Genomic DNA, 22659 nt, shown 5'->3' with positions numbered 1-22659 from the left:
ATCATCGAAGGAGACACACCTATGCCGGAGGAACTGCAGGGATCGCGCGCACTCGTCACCGGGGCCGGGCACGGGATCGGCCGGGCGATCGCGCTCGGCCTGGCCGCGGCCGGGGCGGACGTCGTGGTCCACTACGGCACGTCCGCGGACGCCGCCGCACAGACGGTCGCCGAGATCGAGGCGCTCGGCCGGAAGACGATCGCGGTCGGTGCGGACGTCACCAGTACGGCGGACGTCAACCGGCTGCTGGACGAGACGATCGCGTTCCTCGGCGGTCTGGACATCCTGGTCTGCAACGCCGGTCACCTGATCGGCCGGGTGAAGGTCGAGGAGATGACCGACGAGCACTTCCAGCAGGTCGTCGACGTGAACCTCGGCGCCACCTTCCGCACCACCCGGGCCGCGATCCCTCACCTCGCGCAGTCCGCGAACCCGCGGATCATCACGATGGCCTCGCTGGCCGCACACAACGGCGGTGGCCCCGGTTCGGTGATCTACGCCGCCGCCAAGGCCGGGATCCGAGGTTTCGCCAAGGGCCTGGCCAAGGAACTCGGTCCTCGCGGGATCACGGTCAACTCGGTCGCGCCCGGGTACATCGCCCAGACGGCGTTCCACCAGACCTTCTCCACCGAGCAGGCGCAGGCGGCGATGGTCGCCGGTACGCCGATCGGGCGGGCCGGCTCGGTCGAGGACGTGGCGAACGCGGTCCGGTTCCTGGCGCTGCCCGCGTCGGGGTACCTGACCGGGATCACCATCGACATCGACGGTGGCTCATGGCCTCGCTGACCGGACGCCCTCCGGCCGAGCGTGGTGGCTGGTGGCACCAGTACGTCTGCCCGGCACACGGTGTGGAACTCGAGCACGTCGGGTTCGAGGCCGGTGAGTTCCCGGTCGGCGGCATTCCGTGCGCGTACGGCTGCCGGGTGGACACCGAGGCGGTGCGCGGGGCCTGGCGGGTGCTCGCGCACCACTGGTGGGCCCGCCGGATCCGATTGCTCTCGTACGACGGTCAAGGCGCGGACCTGCTCACGTCGTACGCGCGCCTCTACCTGGAACTGACCAAGGAAGGTGAGCACGAGCAGGCGCAGGGGTGGATGCAGCGCGGCCGGCTGTTCCACCAGGCGCTGACCGACGCGGTGTGGGGTGTGCCGATCGCCCATGCCATCCGCAACCTGGCCGGCCGCGCCGAGCTGAGCGAAACCTTGCCGATGCTCGACGACATGGTCGCCGGTGCTCGCCGGGCCCGTGACGCGATGGTTGCCCAGGACAAGTTCTCCTCGAACTACACGGCCTGGTTCAACGCACTCGGCATCACGGCCGGTCAGGCTGCGGCAGCAGTGCGGGGGGAGCCCTGGGAAGGCGAGAAGGAGTGGCTGACCGGTGAGCACGGGCAGTTCGCTCATCTCGAGGTCTCGACCGGTGAGGACGGCTGGGAGTGGGAAGCGAGCACGTACTACCACGGCTTCGTCCTCCGCGCGTACCTGCTGAGCCTGCGTGGTCACGACCCGGCCGCCGTACCTGACCGGCTCGAAGCGATGATCGCGGCGCTGGCCGGTATCGCCACCGACGGCGGCATCCTCCCGGCGCTGCACGACGGTCCGTACCTCCGGGTGCCGCTGGCGCTCGAATGGCTGGAGATCGTTGCCCTGGCGCGGCAGTTCACCTCGAACCACGGTCTCGACGCGGTCGCCGCCCGAGCCCGCGCGGAGGTCGGCCCGGAGTACGACGGGCTGGAGGACCGGTACGACGGCTGGTTCGCCGGACCGCCGCGAGTTGGCACGCGAGCGCACCCTCCGGTCGTCGAGCTGACCAACTCGTACGCCGTCATCCGCGTCGGCGGCATCCACGCGGTACTCGACCACGGACCACACGGCGGCTCACACGGACACCACGACAAGCTCGCGCTCTACTTGTACGGCGCGACGACACCGTGGCAGCCCGATCCCGGCCAGGTCCCCTACGGCCATGCGGAATGGCGACGCCACTACACGTCGGTCGCCGCCCACCCGACGATCCGCATCGACGGCGCCGATCCCGAGGAGGCGACCGGAGTCGTGGTCGAGTCCGGGCCATCGTTCGTAACCGCCGAGGTGAGTGGCTGGTACGACGGCGTCCGCGCGGTGCGGCATGTCGAGGCCGGAGACGGTTATCTGGTCGACGTGGTCCGGGTGGAGGCCGATCGCGAACGGGAGATCGTGCTGCAGTTCCGGCCCGACGTCGACCTCACCGTGCGGATCGAGGGCGACGAGGTGCACACCACCTGGACGGGTGACGAGGTGTTGTCCGGACATCATGTTGCCGAGGGCAACGCCGTACCGGTGACGCGTCCGGGCCCTGGGCCGGCAGACGATCCGCAACGGACGCGCACCGGCCTGGACTGGACGGTGGTCGGCACGACCGCGACTTTCCGGTCGGTCTACTCGATCAACCGGAGCGGGGGTCGCTGATGCTGATCGACCATAGGCTCGACGACCTGCGCTCCGAGCTGGACGGCCGGTACGCCGCTGGCTGGCGGCGACTGGCGGAACAGTGCGACTGGTACCGAGGTCAGACCCCGCCGACCGAGCACCCATCCGCGAGCATCACGTACTTCGGCCCCGCCGCCGCGAACCTCGCGCTGGCCTACCGACTGACCGGCCACGAGCACTATCGCGTGGAGGCCGCGCGCTGGATCTCGGCCGCGATCGGGTTCCCGCACTGGGGCAAGGCGCACCTGCCCGACCACGACCTTGACGCGGGCTGGCTGCTGCACGGCTTGTCGCTCGCGTACACCTGGCTGGGTGACGACTTCGAGCTGGCCGACGAGTTGCGCGCGAAGCTGGAGTTGCAGGGCACCCGCCTGTACGAGTTCGCCGTCGAGTCCGAGGGTTCGTGGTGGAGTTCGTCGTACTGGCAGAACCACAACTGGATCTGCTACACCGGCCTCGCCGCTGCCGGGTACGCGCTCGGCCGGAAGGACTGGACCGAGCGGGCGAAGGCGAACTTCGCGACTGTGATCGACCTGCTGCCGGCCGACGGCTCGGACATGGAAGGCGTCGTCTACTGGCGGTACGGCGTGCCGTGGCTGGCGACGTACCTCGACCTGCTGCAGGACCAGGAAGGTCTGGACTGGTGGGACCGATGCCGCTTCCTGGCGAACACGTTCTCCTACCGGCTGCAGCAGTGCGCACCCGGCTTCGAGGAGAACATCGACCACGGCGACTGCCATGACCGGCGCAGTGGGCACAGCGTCGCGCTGTACTACAAGCTCGCCTCGGCCTATCGCATCGGCGAAGCGCAGTGGCTCGCCGGTCAGGTGGCCGAACGGTTCTTCTGGCGCGAGGCGTACGCGAGTGGTGTGAAGCCTGGTGTCATGCCCGAGGCCTATCTGGAGCTTCTCTGGTACGACGACACCGTGCCGGCCGTTGCACCCGCCGAGTCCACGCCGTTGTCGGCGTACTTCCCGGACCTCGGTCTGGTCACCGCGCGAACCGGTTGGGACGACCAGGCGACGATGGTGTCGTTCAAGGCCGCGCCGGGTGGTGGCCACCAGGCGTGGGAGACCTCGCACCGGCTGGACACCGAACGCGGCTGGGAGACGTTGAGCGCTGGGCACCATCACCCGGATGCCGGGTCGTTCGTGCTCACGTCGCGGGGTGCGTTCCTCGCCGTCGACGAGGGGTACAGCAACCGCAAGCGGGCCGGCGACCACAACCTGATCCTGGTGGACGGGCAGGGGTTCGCCGACGAGGACCGCTACCACGTGTACAAGGGCGCGCCGTACGAGCGTCAGGCGCAGATGGTGGACGTCCTGGCCGAGGACGGAATGGCGCACGCGACCGCTCGGATCGCGGCGATGTACCCGGCCGAGCTGGAGATCGAACGGCTGGACCGGACGCTGGTGTTCACCCCGGCCGGCCGCCTGGTGCTGCTGGATCAATGCGCCGCGCGGTCGCCCCGCGAGTGGACGTTCTTGCTGCACGCCGATTGGCCGCTCGAGTTCGACGGCGACGACGTCGTCCTGCGGTCGGGGTCGGCCCAGGCCTGGGTCCGGACGCACTCCCCGGTCGATGTCTCGTCCGTGGTCACGGAGGTCGAGGCGAATCCGACCTCGAGTACGCCGAGTCTGCGGCTCACCCGGACGATGCACACGCTGCGCGCCACCGCGGAACGCAATACGACCGCGACCTTGCTGACCACGATCGAGCCAACGTCCTCGCTGCGGCCGGAGAAGGCGAGCGGCCGGCGGATCGAACTGACCCGCGGGTGCGGAATCGCTTTCGAGGGCGAGACCGTGCTGCTCGCAGATGACGACGGGTACATCGAGGGCGAAGGGGTTTCGGCGCGCGCGAAGGCGGTGATCCGCTCCGACACGTCCGGGTTGTCGCTGGTGGTCGAGGGCGAGCTGTCATGATGCGGCGGGCGCTGGACTGGCTGGGTTGGCTGGCGAGTCCGGTGATGGCCGGCGCCGCCTTCTCGATCCTGTGTCTCGGGGTGGTGACCTGGCTGCCGGCGCTCGCGGCAGTCGGGTTCGCACTCAGCCGGTGGCGGACCGACGGTGACACCCGCGTGTTCATCGGGGTTTTCACCGGGTGGCGCCGGTACTGGCGCCCGCTGCTGCCGCACTCGATCCTGCTCACCGTCGCCGCAGTCGTTGCCGTCAGCAACCTGATGTTCCTGTCCGGCCAATCGGGTCCGGGCGCCCTGGTCCTGTTCATGGTCCACGTCGGCCTGGTCGCGGCCGGCGTCACCTACCACCTCGCGCTGGCCGTGGCGGCCGGGCGCAACCCCTCCGGTACTGCGTCCGGCTGGCGTCGGACGGCGTTCGGCCTCGCCTTTACGTCCGTTCCCCGCGGTACGGCGCTGCTCGGCGCCGCGATCGCGGCCCCCGTCTTCTCGCTCGTCGTTCCGGCGGGCCCACTTCTGCTCGGCACCACCGTTCCGGTGCTGGTCGGCCTGGTCGTGGCCGACCACACCGAGCGTGCCACGTCCTAGTCCCCAACCGCCCTCTGGGAGGACAGCTATGTCCAGAAGACTCGTCCCGATCCTGATCCTCGGCACCGCCCCCGAACAGCAGGGTGAGAACGGCGCGCCCGACGACCAGCCCGACCGCAGTCGCAACAACCGGATCCACCACAACACCATCGCGACGGCCGGCAACGAGTGCGTCGACGTCAAGGAGAACTCGACCGCGAACATCGTCGAGTACAACGACTGCAGTCAGCAGAAGGACCCCAGCTCCGGCGGCCTGGACGCCCGGGGAGCGGCAACACCTTCCGCTACAACACGATCTACGACAACACCGGCGCCGGCGTCCGGCTCGGTGGCGACACCGCGACCGACGGCGTCGACAACGACGTGTACGGCAACACCATTGACCGGCAACGACGCCGGCGGCATCAAGTTCATGCGTACGCCGCAGGGCCAGATCTGCGGCAACACGATGTCCGGCAACACCGGCGGAAACTCTGTCGGCACGTACGGCGCCGACTTCGACCCCACCGGATCCTGCTGATGAGCACGCTGTCCCGCCGAGGGCTCCTCGGCGGGGCGGCCGCCGGCTCGCTGACTCTGATCGCCGCGCCGGCCACCGCCACCGCGACTCCGAGCGGGCCGCGCCGCTGGAGCACCAGCTGGGCCACCGCCCAGACAGCCCCAACAGCATCCGACGCCGACGCGACCACCGGATTCACTGACACGACGATCCGGCAGGTACTGCGCTTGTCCGCGGGCGGCCCGATCCGGCTCCGATTCGCCAATCCGTTCGGAACCACACCGGTCACCGTCGGCCCTGTCACCGCAGGACGCCACCCAGTCCTCTTCTCCGGCGAGAAGCAGGTGTTGATCGCGACCGGTGCGACTGTGATCAGCGATCCCGTCGACCTGCACGTGCCCGACCACGGTGACTTGGTGGTGAGCATCTATCTGCCCGGACCGACCGGTCCACTGAGCTTCCATCGCAATGTCCACGCCACCGGACTGATCGGTGCTGGCGATCTGACCGGTGCAGGCAATTCGGCGTACCAGCGGCAGACCAAGTCGGTCTTCCTACTCACCGGCGTCGACGTCACCAGCCGTGACCAGCGGACGCTCGCGATCCTCGGCGATTCGATCACCGAGGGGGTCGGCACACCGGACGACACGAATCTGCGCTGGCCTGATCAGTTCGCTGCGCTGTTCCGGAAAGCACCCGCGGTGGCGAATCTCGGGATCAGTGGTAACCGGCTGCTGCTCGACGACGGACGGTTCGGTCCCGGCGGACAGGCCCGGTTCGACCGGGACGTGCTGGCATTGCCCGGACTCGATGCCGTGCTGGTGTTCCTGGGGATCAACGACATCCAGCAGCCGCCGAGTCAGCTCGATCCCGCCGTGCTGCTGGCGGCGTACGGCCAACTGGCGCGGCGGGCCCGGGACCAGGAGCTGAAGGTGCTCGGGGCAACCATCGGCCCATTCAGGGGCTGGATCCGCTACACCGACGAGCTGGAGATGGTCCGGCAGCAGGTCAACGCCGGACTGCGGACCGGCGGCATCTTCGACACCCTCGTGGACGTCGACGCGGCACTTCGTGATCCCGCCGATCCCGCCCGGCTCCGGCCCGACTTCACCAGCGGCGACGGACTCCACCCGAATGCCGCCGGAGCCCGAGCGATCGCCCTTTGTGTTGGAAAGGAATTCGATGCCTGATCTCACCCTCCGCCGACGAACGGTCCTCGGCGGCATGCTCGGCGGCGCGGCCGCGTTGACGGCCGGCCCGCTCACGCTGCCGTCCTGGGCCGACGAGTCCACCAACGAGTTGCGCCGCCGGTGGCAGACGCTGCTCACCGGCGGTCCCACCGTGGATCCCACCGACCCCGATCTCGCGGTCGCGATCGCGCGGATCGACAAGCTCGCCAAGTCCGCGCTGACCACCCTCGACCGTTCCGCGAACCGCACGACCCTCTGGCCCGACCTGGCCAGCACCACCCTGTCCAACCACGTCGCGTCGAACTTCCGGCGGATCAAGCAGATCGCGGTCGCCTGGGGCACCACCGGTTCGTCGTACGCCGGGAACGCGCAGGTCGCCGCGGATGTGCTCGGCGCGCTCGACTGGATGTACGCCAACCGGTACAGCCCAACCCTGCCGCGGTACGACAACGACTACGACTGGGAGATCGGCGGCGCCTCCGCCTTCGCCGACACGCTCGTTCTGCTGTACGACGTGATCGACCCGGCACTGCGGTCGACGTACACGGCTGCGATCAACCACTACACGCCCGATCCGAATCTCTGGCGTGCCGACCGGCAGATCGCCACCGGCGCCAACCGGGTCTGGATCGCGACCGTGGTCGCCGTACGGGCGGTGCTCGATGGCGACACCGCGGCACTCACCCGCGTGCGCGACGCGATCAGCGATGTCGAGGGCGACGGCGCGAACAGCGTGCTCGCCTTCAACGACGCACCCGGCCGGACCGACGGGACCGGCGAGGGCTTCTACAGCGACGGCGCGTTCCTCCAGCACTGGAAGCATCCGTACAACGGCGGCTACGGGAAGGAGTTGCTCGGCACGCTGTCGTCGCTGCTCTACCTGCTCGGCGGCACCCAGTGGTCCGTCACCGATCGGGACCTGGACAACATCTACCACTGGATCGACGACGCGTTCGACCCGTTGATGGCCCGCGGCGACCTGATGGGCTCGGTCTGCGGCCGCGAGATCGCCCGGCCCAGCAAACAGAACCACGCGCCGACCCAGACGGTGATCGAGGGTGCGTTGCGGCTCATCCCCGCTGCTCCGCCGGACCGGGCCACCCGGCTCACCGCGCTGGTCGAACAGTGGATCACCGAGGACACGTTCCGCGACTTCCTGACCGTCACCGACCCGGCCTCGCTGGTGGCGGCCCGGGCCGTCCTGGCCTCCGGTACGCCGGCCCGCGGCCCGCTCGTTCTGCACAAGCAGTACCCACGGATGGACAAGGTCGCCCACCACCGGCCCGGGTTCACGATCGGGCTCAGTGCGTATTCGTCGCGGATCTACAACTACGAGTCGATCCAGACCGAGAACCTGCACGGCTGGCATCTGTCCGACGGCATGGTCCTGGTGTACGACGACGACCTCGGCCACTACTCCGGCGACTACTGGCCGACCGTCGATCCGTACCGGCTGCCGGGGACGACGGTCGACAGCCGGCGACTGGCCGACTCGTACGGTTTCCGCAGTACGAGTGCCGCCGACTGGGTCGGGGGAGCGGCCGTGCCCGGCCGGACGATCGGTGCCTACGGGATGGACCTGCGCGGTCACGGCACCGGCCTGACCGCGTTGAAGAGCTGGTTCCTGATCGATGACGTGATGGTCTGCGTCGGCTCGGACATCACCGGACCCGGGTCGGTGGAGACGATCGTGGAGAACCGCAAGCTTCGCACCGGGTCCGAGACGTTCACCCAGGCAGCCGGCTACTGTCACCTGGCCGGCACCGGCGGCTACGTCTTCCCGGACAACACGCCGGTCCGGGTGCTCCGGGAGAACCGGACGGCGACGTGGCGCGAGATCAACCTCAAGTACGGCACCGACACCCCGGTGACCAGGCCGTACCAGACCCTCTGGATCGACCACGGTGCCGCACCCGTTGCCCAGGGCTACTACTACGTCCAGCTCCCGACCGCGAGTCTGGCCGCGACCACGGCCTTCGCCAGGAATCGGCCGGTACGGCGACTACGTGCCGACTCGACCGTCCACGCCGTGCGGCTGCACGACGTACTGGCCGCGAACTTCTGGCAGGCCGGATGCGCCGCGGAGCTCACCGCGGACGGGCCGGCGTCGGTCGTGGTGGCGCGCGGCACGGTCGCGATCTCCGACCCGACCCAGACCCGGAACACGGTCACCGTCGACCTGGCCACGCCGGAGCTGCGCTTCATCGAGGCCGACGACAAAGTGCAGGTCGTCCGGCGGGGTGCCGGCTGGCGCCTGATCGCCGACGTCACCGACAGCCACGGCGGCACCCTGACCGCCACCTTCCGCTGAGGAGAACCCCTGATGCTGGTTGACATGCCCCTGGACCGGTTGCGCGAGTACCGGCCGGACCCGGAGGAACCCGCGGACTTCGACGCGTTCTGGAAGCAGACGCTCGACGACGCGGCCGGCAGTCCGATCGACGCCCGGTTCGAGCCGTACGACGCTCGCCTCGCGACTGTCGACGTACAGGACGTGACGTTCGCCGGGTGGGGCGGTCAACCGGTCAAGGCGTGGCTGCTCCTGCCACGTCATCGCAGTGGACCGTTGCCCGTGGTCGTGCAGTACATCGGCTACAACGGCGGCCGCGGCATCCCGTACGAATGGCTGACCTGGAGCGCCGCCGGCTACGCCCATCTGGTGATGGACAACCGCGGCCAGGGCGGTGGCGGCAAGACCGTGGCCGACACCGCCGACATCGCGCCGGACGGGCACGGGTCGTCGTCGCCCGGGTTCCTGACCAGAGGGATCGAGGACCCGTACCGGCACTACTACCGGCGGCTCATCACGGACGCGGTGCGCGCCGTCGACGCGGCGAAGGCCAGCCCGGACGTCGATCCCACCCGGGTCGCCGTCATCGGTGGAAGTCAGGGCGGCGGCCTCGCGCTGGCCGTTGCCGGTCTCCGCGACGACCTGTCCGCGGCGATCGCCGACGTACCGTTCCTCTGCCACTACCGGCGCGCGTCGCAGATCACCGACAACGGCCCGTACGCCGAGATCGGCCGCTGGCTGAAGGGTCACCGGTTCGAGGTGGAGAAGGCGATGGCGACGCTGTCGTACTTCGACGCGGTCAACTTCGCGGCGCGGGCGGACTGCCCGGCGTGGTTCTCGGTCGCGCTGATGGACAACGTCTGCCCGCCCTCGACCGTCGTCGCCGCCTTCCACCGGTACGGCGGTCCGGCCCAACTGGAGGTGTTCCCGTACAACGGCCATGAGGGTGGCGCCGAGTACGACGTACCGCGCAAGCTCGGCGCACTCGCCTCAGTCTTCGGACCGAGCTAGCGCCTCACGGTAGGTCGGCCTACCTGGCGCAGATTACTGTTCGGCCAGCTGTGCGGCCGCGGCCAGCGGGATCGGCAGCCAGGACGGCCGGTTGCGGGCCTCGTACAGGGTCTCGTAGATCACCTTGTCGGCCAGGAACGCGCTCAGCAGCACCGCTTGCTCCCGCGGATCCGTGCCCGCCACCTCGGCGTACCCGTCGCAGAAGGCCTGCTGGTTCCGGCTGGCCCACTCGGCCGCCCGGTACGCGATCTGCTGGTCGCCCTGGTGGTCGGCCAGCAGCGACCGGGCCGCGTAGTCGAACGACCGCAGCATCCCGGCGATGTCCTTGATCGGGGTGTCCAGCGCCCGCCGCTCGATCAGCGACTTGGCCGGCTCGCCCTCGAAGTCGATCAGCTTCCAGCCGTCGATCGTCCGCAGTACCTGACCCAGGTGGAAGTCACCGTGGATCCGCTGCACCGTCACCGGCTGGTCGTACGACGCCAGTGCGTCGAACGCCCGGGTCAGCCCGGCGGCGAACGGCGCGAGCTCCGGGATCGCCGCGGCCGCCACCTCGAGCCGGCGCCGCATCGCCGCGGCATGCTCGACCAGCAGGGCCGGCTCCCAGATGTCGGTGCCGAGTGCCTTGGCCAGCTCGGAGTGGACCTGCGCGGTACTCGCGCCGAGCCGGTGTGACTCGGCCGCGAAGTCGCCGCCGACCTCCTCGGCGTGCAGATCCGCCTCGGCGTACAGGTCCCGCACCGACGAGGTCGCGAACGCCCAGCCGTCGGTGGCGTTCTTCTGGAACGCCGTCATCATCGCGAGCTCGCCGGTGTCGGTCCCGCCGCCCGCGCGCGGCCAGGATCCGCGGGCGGATCCGAGCACCTCGGGGACCAGTTCGGACCCCGCCTCGGTGAGCGCCGACTCGATCTCGACCCCGGGATTGCTCCCGGGCTCGAGCCGGCGGAAAACCTTCAGCAGCGCCACGTCGCCGAACACCAGCGACGTGTTGCTCTGCTCCACCGTGAGGACCAGCGAGCGCGAGTCCTCCGGTACGACGGTCGCCCGCTCCGGAGCGTGGACGGGATGGAACTCCAGCCCGTCCAACTGCCGTCCGTGCGTCAGGCCGTCCAGCCAGTACGGCGTGGCTTCCTTGTCGTGCAGCGCGTCGTACACCCAGACCTGGGCGTCGGCCAGGTCTTGTTCCTCCCACTCACCGACCAGCGCGTGCCCGAGGTTGTCGACCGGTTCGCGGTGGTAGCTGAGCGGCAGTTGGTACACCCGGATGGGGAACTCCGACCCGGGCGGGCCGGCGCAGTAGACGAACCCGATCCGGACCGCGGGCCAGGCATCCTCGCCCGACAGCCACACCGAGGTGGCCATCGCGTCGACGTGGACGTCGTGTCCCTTCTCGCCGAACCACCTCTGGCCCGAACAGAAGGACTGGACCTGGTCCAGATGGGAACTCACTACATGCTCTCCTCGTGATCAGCCGGCTTGGTGACCGGCAGCCGGAACCAGTAGAAACCGTGCGCTCCGAGCGTCAAAAGGTAGGGCAACTCACCGATGGTGGGGAAGTGCACCCCGCCGAGCAGCTCGATCGGCTCCACGCCCTGCCACTGGCGTAGGTCCAACTCGATCGGCTGCGGGAACCTCGACAGATTGTTCACGCACAGCACCACATCGTCACCGAACTCGCGGACGTACGACAGCACGCTGGGGTTGGAACCCCCCAGGTCTGTGAAAGTACCCATGCCGAAACACGGGTGCTGCTTGCGGGTCTGGATCATCCGGCGGGTCCAGTGCAGCAGCGACGAGGCGTTCTCCATCTCGGCCTCGACGTTGACCGCCTGGTAGCCGTAGACCGGGTCCATGATCACCGGCAGGCTGAGCTTGCCCGGCGTGGCGGTGGAGAACGAGGCGTTGCGGTCCGGCGACCACTGCATCGGGGTCCGGACACCGTCGCGGTCACCGAGCCAGATGTTGTCGCCCATGCCGATCTCGTCGCCGTAGTACAGGATCGGCGAGCCGGGCAGGCTGAGCAGCATCGCGGTGAACAACTCCATCTTGTTGGTGTCGTTGTCCAGCAGCGGGGCCAGCCGCCGGCGGATGCCGATGTTGGCCTTCATCCGCGGGTCCTGCGCGTACTCGCCCCACATGTAGTCGCGCTCTTCGTCGCTGACCATCTCGAGTGTCAGCTCGTCGTGGTTGCGCAGGAAGATGCCCCATTGGCAGGTCTCCGGGATCTCCGGCGTCTGGGCCAGGATCTCCGAGATCGGGAACCGCGACTCCCGCCGTACGCCCATGAAGATGCGCGGCATCACCGGGAAGTGGAACGCCATCTGGCACTCGTCACCGCCAGAGGAGCGGTCGCCGAAGTACTCGACCACGTCGGCCGGCCACTGGTTCGCCTCGCAGAGCAGGACGCGGTCGGAGTAGTTCGCGTCCACCTCCTTGCGGACCCGCTTGAGGAACTCGTGGGTGCGGGGGAGGTTCTCGCAGTTGGTGCCCTGGGTCTCGAACAGGTACGGCACCGCGTCCAGCCGGAAGCCGTCCACACCGAGGTCGAGCCAGAACTTCAGCGCCTCGATCATGGCGTCGCCGACGGCCGGGTTCTCGAAGTTCAGGTCGGGCTGGTTGGCGTAGAACCGGTGCCAGAAGTACTGGCCGCGGACCGGGTCCCAGGTCCAGTTCGACGACTCGGTGTCGACGAAGATGATGCGCGCGTCGCCGTACTTGTCGTCGGTGTCGGACCACACGTAGAAGTCGCCGTACGGACCGTCCGGGTCGCTGCGCGACGCCTGGAACCAGGGGTGCTGGTCGGAGGTGTGGTTCATCACGAAGTCGACGATGATCCGGATCCCGCGCGTGTGCGCGGCCTCCATGAACGCGGCGAAGTCGGCGATCGTGCCGACCTCGGGCATCACCCCGGTGTAATCGGAGATGTCGTAGCCGCCGTCGCGCAGCGGCGACGGATAGAACGGGGGTAACCAGAGACAGTCCACCCCGAGCCACTCGAGGTAGTCGAGTTTCTCGGTCAGGCCTTGCAGATCGCCGATGCCGTCGGCGTTCGAGTCCTTGAAGGACCGCACGAGGACCTCGTAGAAGACGGCCCGCTTGAACCACAGCGGGTCACTCTTCGTCAGTCCGTGGTGCTGCTCCGGCAGCATGTCGGTCACGCTCACCTCCATCGGGTGTCTCCAAACCTAGCGGTACTGCGGCCTGTCGCCACGGACCGTGGCGACAGTGCGGGTGGACTTTCCCGGGCATGCACTGGTCTCCCATACCCCAAAGCGGGGCTCGTACTCTGGTCGATCGGGAGACTTTGCGATGCGTCCGGTGGGTGTCCGGTGATCTGGTGCACGCCGTCGGTGGGTGATCCGTCCTGGCGTTCGGCTCAGTGTGACGGGCATTTGCCAGTACAAGCAAATAGGGGCCCGATCGCGCTATTCGTGCCGGTGGTCAACCGTCGTGAACCTGCTCGCGGGACCGGTCCGGTCGCTCAGCGACGACGTCCTTCGTTGTGCCGCTCGGATGACTGCGACGGCTTCGGCGCACCGCGGGCGCGCCAGAGCCGGAGCCGTCGGCGGACGGCGCCGCGCGCATCCGCGACGCCCTCGCGAGGGTCCTTGATCTGCTCGGCCGGACTGATGATCCGATCAGGATCCAGGGGTTCCGACGCGTCGTCTCCCATCGGTCTCTCCCTATCCCCTCAGCGACGCTCCACCCGGGATCGCGCCGGGGTCAGTCGCGGGGGTTGGCCGACTTGCGGGGGCGGCGGGTGTACTTGGTGAAACCGGCGCGTTCGGCGTCGGCCTCGGAGCGGAACCAGACCTCGGGTTTGGTCCGGCCGTAGTACGGCGAGTCAGGGGTGTGGAACAGCTTCGACTGGGTGTTGCCCTTGATGGTGAACCCGTCCGGCGGACCCTGGTGCGGTACCGCTTCGGCTGAGCCCTCACCGTACCGACCGGGCGGTACAACGGCTTGCACCTGCGGCTCGGTCGCAGCTGTGTCGTCGTCCACATCGAAGAGGGTTGGCGGCGCCGCGGTCCGGTCGGCGTCCATCCGCCGGTTGAACGCCGGTTCGGGCTCCCGGGGTACGTCGGCAACCGGAGCGGGTCGTGGTTCCACCGGAGCGGGTCGTGGTTCCACCGGAGCGGGTCGTGGTTCCACCGGGGACGGTCGTGGTTCCACCGGAGCGTCGACTGCTCCGACCGAAGCTCCGACGAGGACCTCTTCCTCCACCGACTCCTCGACGACGGCCGGTGCGGGCTGCTCGCGTCGTGTCAGCAGGATCCAGGTGATCGCCGCTCCAAGCAGGAAGGCGAGCAGGGACCACAGCCAGTTGTGCCGCAGTAACCAGCTCATCGGCGCGCCCCTCTCGGCAGCAGCCGGTGTAGCAGCCAAGCGGCCGCGCTCCCCAGCAGGAACGCGACCAGCAGCAGGATCCAGGTCTCTGCGATCAGCCAACTCATGAGTTTCCTTGCAGTACTCGAAGCTCGACCCGGCGGTTGGCGATGCGGCCGGCCGGGGTGCCGTTGGACGCGATGGGGAAGGTCTCGCCGTAGCCGTGGGCGAGGAGACGTGCGGCGGGTACCCCGAGCCGCACCAGCGTCGCCTTGACCGCGGTCGCCCGTCGCTCGGACAGTGGCAGGCTGCTGGCGGGGGAGCCGAGGTTGTCGGTGTGACCCGCGATCTCGACGCGGACGGTCGAACACGACTTCAGCAGCGTCGCGGCCCGGACCACCGTCGGCTTGGAGGCGTTGTTCACGATCGACGTACCGGACAGGAAGATGATCGAGTGCTGCCGGCTGAACTCCGACAGCCGGCTCTGGAACGTCCGGCACGCCTCGCTGATCTCCGGCTTCGGCGGTGCCGGGGTCTGCAGCTGGTCCGCGATCACCGCACCCGGGACCGCCTTCGCCGCGGCTCGCGCCACGGTCGCCTTGGTGGCCTGGTCGGGCACCTTCCCGGTCAGCGTGATCGTCGTACCGTCGTACCGCACCGACGCGTCGCCGGTCCCGATCGCGAGGGCGTGGATCAAAGCCGACAACGCGGTGGCGTCCTGCAGGCCGGTCGCCGCATCGATCGTGATCCGGTCGTCGAACTCGCGCGCCTCGCCGAGCACCTTGTCGACCTGGGCGGCGATCGCGTCCTTGACCCCCTGGTCCTTCACCGCGGCCTGCACCCGGATGGAGTTGTTCGTCCGCCCGACCTCGAACGACGCGACCGCCGGTGCTTCGGTCGGCGAGGGCGCAGGCGTGGGTGGGGGCGTGGGCGTGGGCGAGGACGTGCCGCCCTCGACCCGGACCGCGCGGACGCCTTCGACGCCCGCGACCACTTCCTTGACCAGGCCGGGCTCGACACCGGCCGGTACGACGACCGTCGCATCGCGACCGTCCACGTCGACCTCGGCGCCGGTGATCCCGCGGGCTTGCAGCGCCGTCAGCGATCGGTCCCGGATGTCGTCCTCGGTGGTGCCCGCCTTGGCCGGAATGAGCACAGCCGTGATCAGCACGGGTACGGCGAGGGCCGCGAGCAGCCAGACGACGACCGGCCGCCGAACGAGTCCGGACACTGTTCCTCCGTCGGATGCGGTCAAGAGTGACCGTGCGCGTGGACATTACTCCGCCCTGCGCTCCGTCTGCACACCCCGTCCGGGAGCGTCGTGATGATCACGAGAACATTTTTATTCGGGTTTCTTCTTTTCTTAACTTGACGTGCTCGGTAGGGTGCGGACAGTTCCTCTCCGCCCCCAGGAGGTAACGCAATGAGAATCCGAGTTCTGGCTGTCGCTGCCGCGATGGCTCTGTTGGGTGCGGGCGCCGTACCCGCGGCCGCCCGCTCCGCCGATCCGAGCGGGACCCAGGCAGTCGCCGCCGACAAGAGAGTGGTCGGGTACTTCACCGAGTGGGGTGTCTACGACCGCAACTACCACGTGAAGAACATCAAGACGAGTGGCTCGGCCTCGAAGCTGACCACGATCGTCTACGCGTTCGGCAACACCACCGGCGGCCGGTGCGCGATCGGCGACTCCTACGCGGCGTACGACAAGTTCTACGACGCGGCTTCGTCGGTGGACGGCGTGGCCGACACCTGGGACACCGGTGCGCTGCGCGGCAACTTCAACCAGCTGCGCAAGCTGAAGCGCGAGTTCCCGAACATCAAGGTGGTCTGGTCGTTCGGCGGCTGGACCTGGTCCGGCGGGTTCACCGAGGCCGCGAAGAACCCGGCCGCGTTCGCCGACTCCTGCCACGCGCTGGTCGAGGACCCGCGCTGGGCTGACGTGTTCGACGGGATCGACATCGACTGGGAGTACCCGAACGCCTGCGGCCTGAGCTGTGACACGTCCGGGCCGAACGCCTTCAACAACGTGGTCACCGCGCTGCGCAACAAGTTCGGCTCGTCCGCGCTCGTCACCGCGGCGATCACCGCCGACGGCACCGAAGGCGGCAAGATCGACGCGACCGACTACGCGACGGCGGCCGGCAAGCTCGACTGGGTCATGCCGATGACGTACGACTACTTCGGTGCGTTCAGCCCGCAGGGCCCGACCGCGCCGCATTCGCCGCTGACGTCGTACACCGGGATCCCGACCGCCGGGTTCCACAGCGACGCGGCGATCCAGAAGCTGAAGTCGAAGGGCATCCCGGCCTCGAAGCTGCTGCTCGGGATCGGGTTCTACGGCCGCGGCTGGACCGGTGTCACCCAGGCCGCACCCGGTGGCAGCGCGACCGGTGCGGCGCCGGGGAAGTACGAGGCCGGCATCGAGGACCTCAAGCTGATCTCGACCCGCTGTCCGTCGACCGGGACCGTCGGCGGTACGGCGTACGCCTTCTGCAACGGGCAGTGGTGGGGGTACGACACACCCGCCACTATCCAGAGCAAGATGACGTACGCGAACCAGCAGGGACTCGGTGGCGCGTTCTTCTGGGAGCTGTCCGGTGACACCGCCGACGGCACCCTGATCACCGCGGTCAAGACGGTCGGCTGATCCCAGCGGACCGCCGGCCGGGCCCGCCGCCCCGCGGCCGGCCGGCGGTCCCCACTACTGCGGTCGTGTCCTGTCTCGGACAGGTCGCATTTGTGCCAGCCCGGCGTACCGGGAATCCCTTGACTTACTTCGCGTCGTAAAAGGTACTTGTGCCTGGCGGTTGACCAGGAGGGGACTCGAAATGGAGAGGTCGTCGGATTCGTCGTTGATCATCGGGGTGGCCACCTCCACGGCCGAGCGGGTGCAGCTCGTCAGGTTGCTGGGCGGTGCGGAGGCGCTGTTGCTGGTGTCCAGCGCGGACCAGGCGCGTGCGTTCCTCGAACTCACCGCGGTGACCTCGCCGGCGGGTCCCGTCGTGCTGACGCCAACTGTGCTCCCCGGTACCGGCCAGGCGGCCGTTGCCCAGATCGAGGCAGTGGCACGGTCCGTGGCCATCGTTCCGGTCGCGGTCTCGGCGCCGGCCGCCGTACCCGAGGTGGAGACCGAGCTCTTCCTGGACGTGGACCGGCGGGTCGTGCGGTGGAAGGACCGTGAGGTGCCGCTGACCCGGCTCGAGCACGACTTCCTGCACTGCCTGGTCAAGGAACCCGGCCGCGTCTGGACCTACCAGCGTCTGCACCACGCCGTCTGGGGCAACGAACACCTTGGCCACGGTTCGCATATCCACTCGGTCGTGAAGCGCCTCCGCCAGAAACTCGCCAACCTCGGCGCCACCGTCACCATCCACGCCGTCCGCGGCGTCGGCTTCCACCTCCTCCCGACGACGTAACTGAGGTAGCGTTCTCGCCGGGTCGTGACTGGCGCGTGAGGTGGGTCAGGCGACCTGGTCGACCATCGACAAGTTCTTCGACGAACGCCTCACCGCTCTCGAGTCGGTCGGCATCACCCGGGACCGCCTCATCCTCGACCCCGGCCTCGGCTACTTCCTCGGCAGCACTCCAGAACCGTCTCTCACCGTCCTGGCAAACCTGCGCAGCCTCAAGACCCACTACGGACTCCCCATCCTGATCTCCCCGTCCCGCAAGTCCTTCCTCCGCACCCTCACCGGCACCGACCTCGAACGCATCGGCCCGGCGACGCTCGCCGCCGAACTCCACGCGGCCAGCCAAGGCGCCGACTACATCCGCACCCACGACCCCGCTGCCCTGTCCGACGCGCTCACCGTGTTCCAGGCAATAGAGAACCGGCCCCACTCAGATGGTCTGAGTGGGGCCGGTCCTTACTGCGTGACTACTACTTGACTGCCTTCAGGGCGAAGTCCTCTGTTACCGGTTCGCCCGCGATCAGGCGGGTGGTGCGGGTTTGGGGCTTGTAGCCGTCCTTGGCGGCGATCAGGGTGAGCGGGTTGTTGCGGCGGTCCAGCCAGTAGGCGTACTTGCCGCTGCTGTCGGTGATGAAGGTGTACGACGAGGCCCAGGAGTCGACCTGGACGGTCGCACCCGGGAGCGGAGCCGTGACACCGGACGTGCTGACGCCCGTGACGGTGCCGAGCAGCTTGCTCCAGGTTGTCGGCGGGGTGACGTTCATCGTCACGCCCACTGCCTCGACCTGGTACGGCGTGTTCTCGCCGATCGTGACCGACCCGGTGTAGGCACCCGGCTGGTCGACGTTCGCGGTGAGCGTGACCTTGACCGTCGTCGACGCGCCCGGGGCCAGCGTGGCCTCGGTCTTGTCGATGGACAGCCAGCTCACGTCCGCCGACGACTCGGCGCAGTCCTCGAGACCCGGCAGGGCCTCGCTGTCCACCGTGGCGGTGAAACCACCGGAGGAACCGCCGACCTTGTAGAAGCCGCAGGCCGCACCACCGCGGTACCGCGGCAGGTTGGCGTTCGGCAGTGCCGACCAGGAGTCGGCGGCCGGGTCGTAGGCGAAGCCGGCGTTGGTGACCGCACCGGCCTGGACACCACCGACGACGAGCAGCTTGCCGCCGGCGACGGCGTACGACGCCGCCCAGTGGTCCGCCGGCGCCTCGGCGACCGGGGACCAGGCGTTGGTTCCCGGGTCGAAGACGTACGCCGACTTCAGCGAGTTCGTGCCGTCGTTACCGCCGGCACAGTACAGCTTGCCGTCGATGGCGCCGCAGGACGCGAACGCGACCGACTTCGGGTAGTTCGGCAGGGTCTCCCAGCTGTTCGCCGTCGCGTCGTAGCGGACGACGGTGTTGCTCATCGGAAGGCAGCTGGAGGTCGTGCAGCCACCGACGGCGTACAGCTTGCCGTCGACGACAGCCTGACCGGCCGCGGCCCGCGGAGCCGGGTTGGCGGCCACCGAGGTCCAGGCGTTGGCGGCCGGGTCGTAGGACCAGGTCGCCGCGTCCGGGCCGGCCGCACCCCAGCCGGAGCTGGCGATGATCTTGCCACCCACGACGCCGACGGTGATGGCGTTGCGAGCGCCCGGCAGCGGGGCGATGGCGGTCCAGGCCAGCGTCGCCGGGTCGTACACGTAGCTGTTCCCGGTCGAGGCACTACCGTTGCCACCGGCAATCGAGTAGATCTTGCCCTCGGCGTTGACCACCCGGTTGTCCATCACGGACGCGGGGTAGTCGGCGATGTCCGTCCACGGAGCCGCGAGCGGCTTCGCGGCGGCCGGCGTACCGGCCGTCTTGCCGGACAGCAGCTGCGCGAACGAGGTGGGCACCTCGAGCCGCTGCAGCGGGGCGCCGGTGCTGTTCAGCACCTCGTTCTTCGTGGTGGTGGTGCCGTTCGCGTTCTGCAGCTCGAAGCCGCCGTCACGCTCACCGAACTTCACCTCGACCGGCGCACCGCCGGTGTTGGTCACGGTGAACGACTTGGTCACCTTGCCCGTGGGCAGCCTCAGGTTGCCGCTGACACTGCCCGGGGTGACGGCCAGCTTGCCCGCGGCCAGCGAGTAGTCGGCTGTGGTGGCCCAGTCGGCCTCCACGTCCACGCTCTGGTTCGAGCTGACGTAGTTGCCGGCCTCGGCGGTGAAGCCCTGCGCACCGGACTCCGAGGAGTACAGCCAGTAGAAGCCGTCGTTCAGGCCGGTGTCCTCGGGCGTCGCCACGGTGGTACCGGTCTCTGCGGCGTTGCCGTCACGGCTGACGACCGCACCGTTCACGAAACCGTTCGTGTTGGCGTCCTTGACGTTGCCGACGACGATGCCGCCGCCGACCGCGTCACAGCTGATCTGGCTGCCGATCAGCACGCTGTCGACGATCCACCACCACTCGTACGAGGCGTTGTAGTAGTGGAACCGGACCTGCACGGCGGACTTGCCGGCCGCCTGCGGGATCGCGATCTCCTTGACACCGCGGACGTCCGCGGCCTGGGTGAGCACGTTGGTCCAGGTGGTCCCGCCGTCGATCGACAGGTCCACGTCGGCCTTCTCGCCGCTGAGGTAGTTGAGGTCCTGGTTGAAGCGGATCACCGGAGCGGTGACCGCGGTCAGGTCCACCACCGGGCTGACCAGCGAGGTGTCCTGCGAGCCGCCGCCGCCGTACTTGTCGCTGTCGATGATCGCGAACTTGCCGGTGCCGCCGGCCAGGTTGCCCCGGTTGCCCGGGTCGTTGAACTGCCAGACCTGGCCGTTGCCCTTGTTGTCGACGACGGTCCAGTTGCCCGGCTTGTTACCGGAGTCGAACGTCTCGTAGACGCCGTCCGAGCCGTACTTGTAACCCGGCGCGGTGGTGCAGGCATCAGTGCGGACCGGGACCGCGACGTTCTTCGTCAGGTTGCCCGCGCCGACCGTGATCGGCTCGCTGACCGTCTGGTAGCCCGGGTACTGCGACTCGATCTTCAGCGAGTACGCCGCACCGGACGGAACCTTCAGGCTGTAGCGGCCGTTGCTCGGCGTGGTGTAGTCGAACACACCGCCCGGACCCTCGACGCTGACCTTCGCGTACAGCGGCCAGCCGTGGCCGGAGCCGTCCGTGATGGTGCCGCCGACGTTGACCTGCGGAGCGCTGGCCAGGGCGTAGTTCTTCGTGGTGGTGGCGCCGGTGGTGATGACTGCGGTGTCGGTCTGGGTCTGGTACCCGAACGACGCCACGGTCAGGTCGTAGCTGCCGGCCGGCAGCACGGACGAGAACGCACCGGTGCTGGAGGTGGTGAGCACGCGGTCGGGCTGACCCGCCGTCTTCACCGTCACGCTCGCGCCGGCCAGCGGAGTACCGCCGGTCGCCGCGGTCACCGTACCGGCCAGGGTGCCGGTGTCGCCGATCGGCGCGGCGTTCAGCAGAGCCAACGCGTCCAGACGGCCCTGGCCGTAGACGTTGTTGTTCTCCGTGGTGCCACCGCACTGGGCGTCGGCCTTGTCGATCGCGGTCCCGTTCAGCAGTGCACGGGTCGCGTCGATGTCACCCTTCAGCGCCGGTGCGGCCGACCACAGCAGGGCGACGGTACCCGCGAGGTGCGGAGTGGCCATCGACGTACCGTTGAAGCTGCCGTAGGTGCTGCCGGGCAGGCTGGACCGGACGTTGACGCCCGGGGCCGAGATGTTCGGCTTGATCGTCGCGTTCTGACCGACACCACGGCCGGAGAACGACGCGACGTTGTTGTTGATGTCGTAGGCACCGACCGAGTAGTTGCTGGTCAGGGAGCCCGGCGACCCGCTGCTCTGGCAGCCGAGGGCACCACTGTTGCCGTTGGCCCAGGCACCGAAGATGCCCGAGTCCTTCCAGGCGTTGGTGATGTCCTCCATGAACGGGTCGTTGGACGGCAACTGGCTGCCCCACGAGTTGTTGATGATGTTCGGCCGCTTGCTCGCGTCCGGGTTCTGCCCGGCGAGGTCGGTCGGCTCGAGCATCCACTGACCGGACTCGATCAGCGCCGCGTCACTCGGGCAGCAGCCGTTCGCGGCGATCCACTTGACCGCCGGGGCGACGCCGATCTGGTTGCCCGCGCCGTCGTCGCCGACCATGGTGCCCATCGTGTGGGTGCCGTGACCGTTGCCGTCGGCCGGTGCGGTCGGCGAGGTGCCCGCCGCGTCGAACCAATTGTAGTTGTGGTTGAACGTCCCGTCGCCGTTGTTACCGCGGTAGGAGTTCACCAGCGCCGGGTGGTCGTACTGCACCCCGGTGTCGATGTTGGCGATGACGATGCCGGCGCCCTTGTCGCCGTACTGCGCCCAGACGTCGTCGGCGTTGATGTTGGCGATACCCCACTCGAGGGCGTTGATCTGGTGACCCTGCTCGCCCGGGGTGACCTTCGGCACCTCGACGGCCCGCGGGTTGTAGAGACCCTCGACCTCACTGTGGTTGGCCAGGTTCTGGGCCAGTTCGAGTGTGCCGCTGTTGATCCGGATCGCGTTCGTACCCCAGAAGGCCTTGTACTTCACCTTCTGCGCGTCGAGTTCGGCCCGGACCTTCGCCTGGCTCGCTGCGGCGGTCTGCTTCAGCGCAGCGGCGACGGCGGTGCCGCGCTCGTTCCAGTCCGTGATCGTGCTGGCGGTGGACAGGTCGGCCTTGGCGGTGAACCGGACCCAGTAGTCGGTCGCCTCCTTGGCGTCCTTACCGTCCAGCTTCGCCATCAGCTCCGGCTTGATCTTGCTGGCCGGTGTGGCTTCGGGTTTGGTGGGTGGTGCGGCCTGGGCCTGGCCGGCGGCGGCCATCCCGGTCGCGACGACTGCCACCGTCGCCAGGGCACCCACCAACGATCTGGCGAGTCCCCTTCGTCGTAGATGTGACATCTCTGCAGCCCCTCACTGGTAACGACCCCGAGTTGACTCCCCCGAGTCATCTGGTGCAGAGGTGCAGGCTCAGTTCACG

17 protein-coding genes are annotated in these 22659 nt (G+C 68.8%); 11 read left to right on the top strand and 6 right to left on the bottom strand.

Annotated elements, in window-relative coordinates; genetic code table 11:
- The first annotated feature begins 21 nt into the window (after window positions 1–21).
- From EV652_RS30620 to EV652_RS30585, 8 genes are read left to right on the top strand one after another with little or no spacing between them, the layout of a single operon-like run.
- Window positions 22–786 carry an SDR family NAD(P)-dependent oxidoreductase gene (locus tag EV652_RS30620; protein WP_132212734.1) on the top strand — a complete coding sequence of 255 codons (765 nt, stop codon included), beginning with the start codon at window positions 22–24 and terminating at the stop codon, window positions 784–786.
- Window positions 774–2447, top strand: a complete 1674-nt coding sequence (locus EV652_RS30615; protein ID WP_132212733.1) for a heparinase II/III domain-containing protein — start codon at window positions 774–776, stop codon at window positions 2445–2447. The genes EV652_RS30620 and EV652_RS30615 overlap by 13 nt, the downstream gene beginning before the upstream one ends.
- Entirely contained in the window at window positions 2447–4393 is a 1947-nt protein-coding gene (locus EV652_RS30610; protein ID WP_132212732.1) for a DUF4962 domain-containing protein, read from the top strand. Before EV652_RS30615 ends, EV652_RS30610 begins: the two co-directional genes overlap by 1 nt.
- On the top strand, window positions 4390–4974 hold the full coding sequence (locus EV652_RS30605) for a YesL family protein (protein ID WP_132212731.1): 585 nt from the start codon (window positions 4390–4392) through the stop codon (window positions 4972–4974). Before EV652_RS30610 ends, EV652_RS30605 begins: the two co-directional genes overlap by 4 nt.
- A gap of 28 nt (window positions 4975–5002) precedes the next feature.
- Entirely contained in the window at window positions 5003–5494 is a 492-nt protein-coding gene (locus EV652_RS30600; protein ID WP_199238476.1) for a hypothetical protein, read from the top strand.
- Window positions 5494–6663, top strand: a complete 1170-nt coding sequence (locus EV652_RS30595) for a GDSL-type esterase/lipase family protein (RefSeq protein ID WP_132212730.1) — start codon at window positions 5494–5496, stop codon at window positions 6661–6663. The genes EV652_RS30600 and EV652_RS30595 overlap by 1 nt, the downstream gene beginning before the upstream one ends.
- Window positions 6656–8974, top strand: a complete 2319-nt coding sequence (locus EV652_RS30590; RefSeq protein WP_132212729.1) for a polysaccharide lyase 8 family protein — start codon at window positions 6656–6658, stop codon at window positions 8972–8974. The genes EV652_RS30595 and EV652_RS30590 overlap by 8 nt, the downstream gene beginning before the upstream one ends.
- Window positions 8975–8986: 12 nt before the next feature.
- On the top strand, window positions 8987–9964 hold the full coding sequence (locus tag EV652_RS30585) for an acetylxylan esterase (protein WP_132212728.1): 978 nt from the start codon (window positions 8987–8989) through the stop codon (window positions 9962–9964).
- A gap of 33 nt (window positions 9965–9997) precedes the next feature.
- Here the strand turns inward: EV652_RS30585 and EV652_RS30580 are convergent, their stop codons facing one another.
- From EV652_RS30580 to arfA, 5 genes are all read right to left on the bottom strand, one after another.
- Entirely contained in the window at window positions 9998–11410 is a 1413-nt protein-coding gene (locus EV652_RS30580) for a maltokinase N-terminal cap-like domain-containing protein (RefSeq protein WP_132212727.1), read from the bottom strand.
- Complete coding sequence (gene treS, locus EV652_RS30575) at window positions 11410–13131, bottom strand: maltose alpha-D-glucosyltransferase (protein WP_132212726.1); 1722 nt, start codon at window positions 13129–13131, stop codon at window positions 11410–11412. The genes EV652_RS30580 and treS overlap by 1 nt, the downstream gene beginning before the upstream one ends.
- 311 nt (window positions 13132–13442) lie before the next feature.
- On the bottom strand, window positions 13443–13634 hold the full coding sequence (locus EV652_RS30570) for a hypothetical protein (protein WP_132212725.1): 192 nt from the start codon (window positions 13632–13634) through the stop codon (window positions 13443–13445).
- A 50-nt stretch (window positions 13635–13684) separates the two neighbouring features.
- Window positions 13685–14308 (bottom strand): sunset domain-containing protein, encoded by a 624-nt coding sequence (locus EV652_RS44185; protein WP_158441283.1) that lies wholly within the window; start codon window positions 14306–14308, stop codon window positions 13685–13687.
- Window positions 14309–14411: 103 nt separating this feature from the next.
- Window positions 14412–15518 (bottom strand): channel-forming protein ArfA/OmpATb, encoded by a 1107-nt coding sequence (arfA, locus tag EV652_RS30555; protein ID WP_242002106.1) that lies wholly within the window; start codon window positions 15516–15518, stop codon window positions 14412–14414.
- A gap of 192 nt (window positions 15519–15710) precedes the next feature.
- On the opposite strand from arfA, the gene EV652_RS30550 reads away from it, so the two are divergent.
- From EV652_RS30550 to EV652_RS30540, 3 genes are all read left to right on the top strand, one after another.
- Entirely contained in the window at window positions 15711–16934 is a 1224-nt protein-coding gene (locus EV652_RS30550; protein WP_132212722.1) for a glycoside hydrolase family 18 protein, read from the top strand.
- Between the two features lie 181 nt (window positions 16935–17115).
- Window positions 17116–17703 carry a winged helix-turn-helix domain-containing protein gene (locus EV652_RS30545; protein ID WP_132212721.1) on the top strand — a complete coding sequence of 196 codons (588 nt, stop codon included), beginning with the start codon at window positions 17116–17118 and terminating at the stop codon, window positions 17701–17703.
- A gap of 40 nt (window positions 17704–17743) precedes the next feature.
- Window positions 17744–18175, top strand: a complete 432-nt coding sequence (locus EV652_RS30540) for a dihydropteroate synthase (RefSeq protein ID WP_242002105.1) — start codon at window positions 17744–17746, stop codon at window positions 18173–18175.
- Here the strand turns inward: EV652_RS30540 and EV652_RS30535 are convergent.
- The gene (locus tag EV652_RS30535) at window positions 18168–22523 is read right to left on the bottom strand and encodes a S8 family serine peptidase (protein WP_242002104.1); all 4356 of its coding nucleotides are present in this window, start codon (window positions 22521–22523) and stop codon (window positions 18168–18170) included. The genes EV652_RS30540 and EV652_RS30535 overlap by 8 nt on opposite strands.
- Window positions 22524–22659: the final 136 nt, after the last annotated feature.

This window comes from Kribbella steppae (assembly GCF_004342025.1).
In the GTDB taxonomy this organism is placed as follows: Bacteria; Actinomycetota; Actinomycetes; order Propionibacteriales; family Kribbellaceae; genus Kribbella; species Kribbella steppae.
This window is presented reverse-complemented; position numbering and strand designations above follow the sequence as displayed.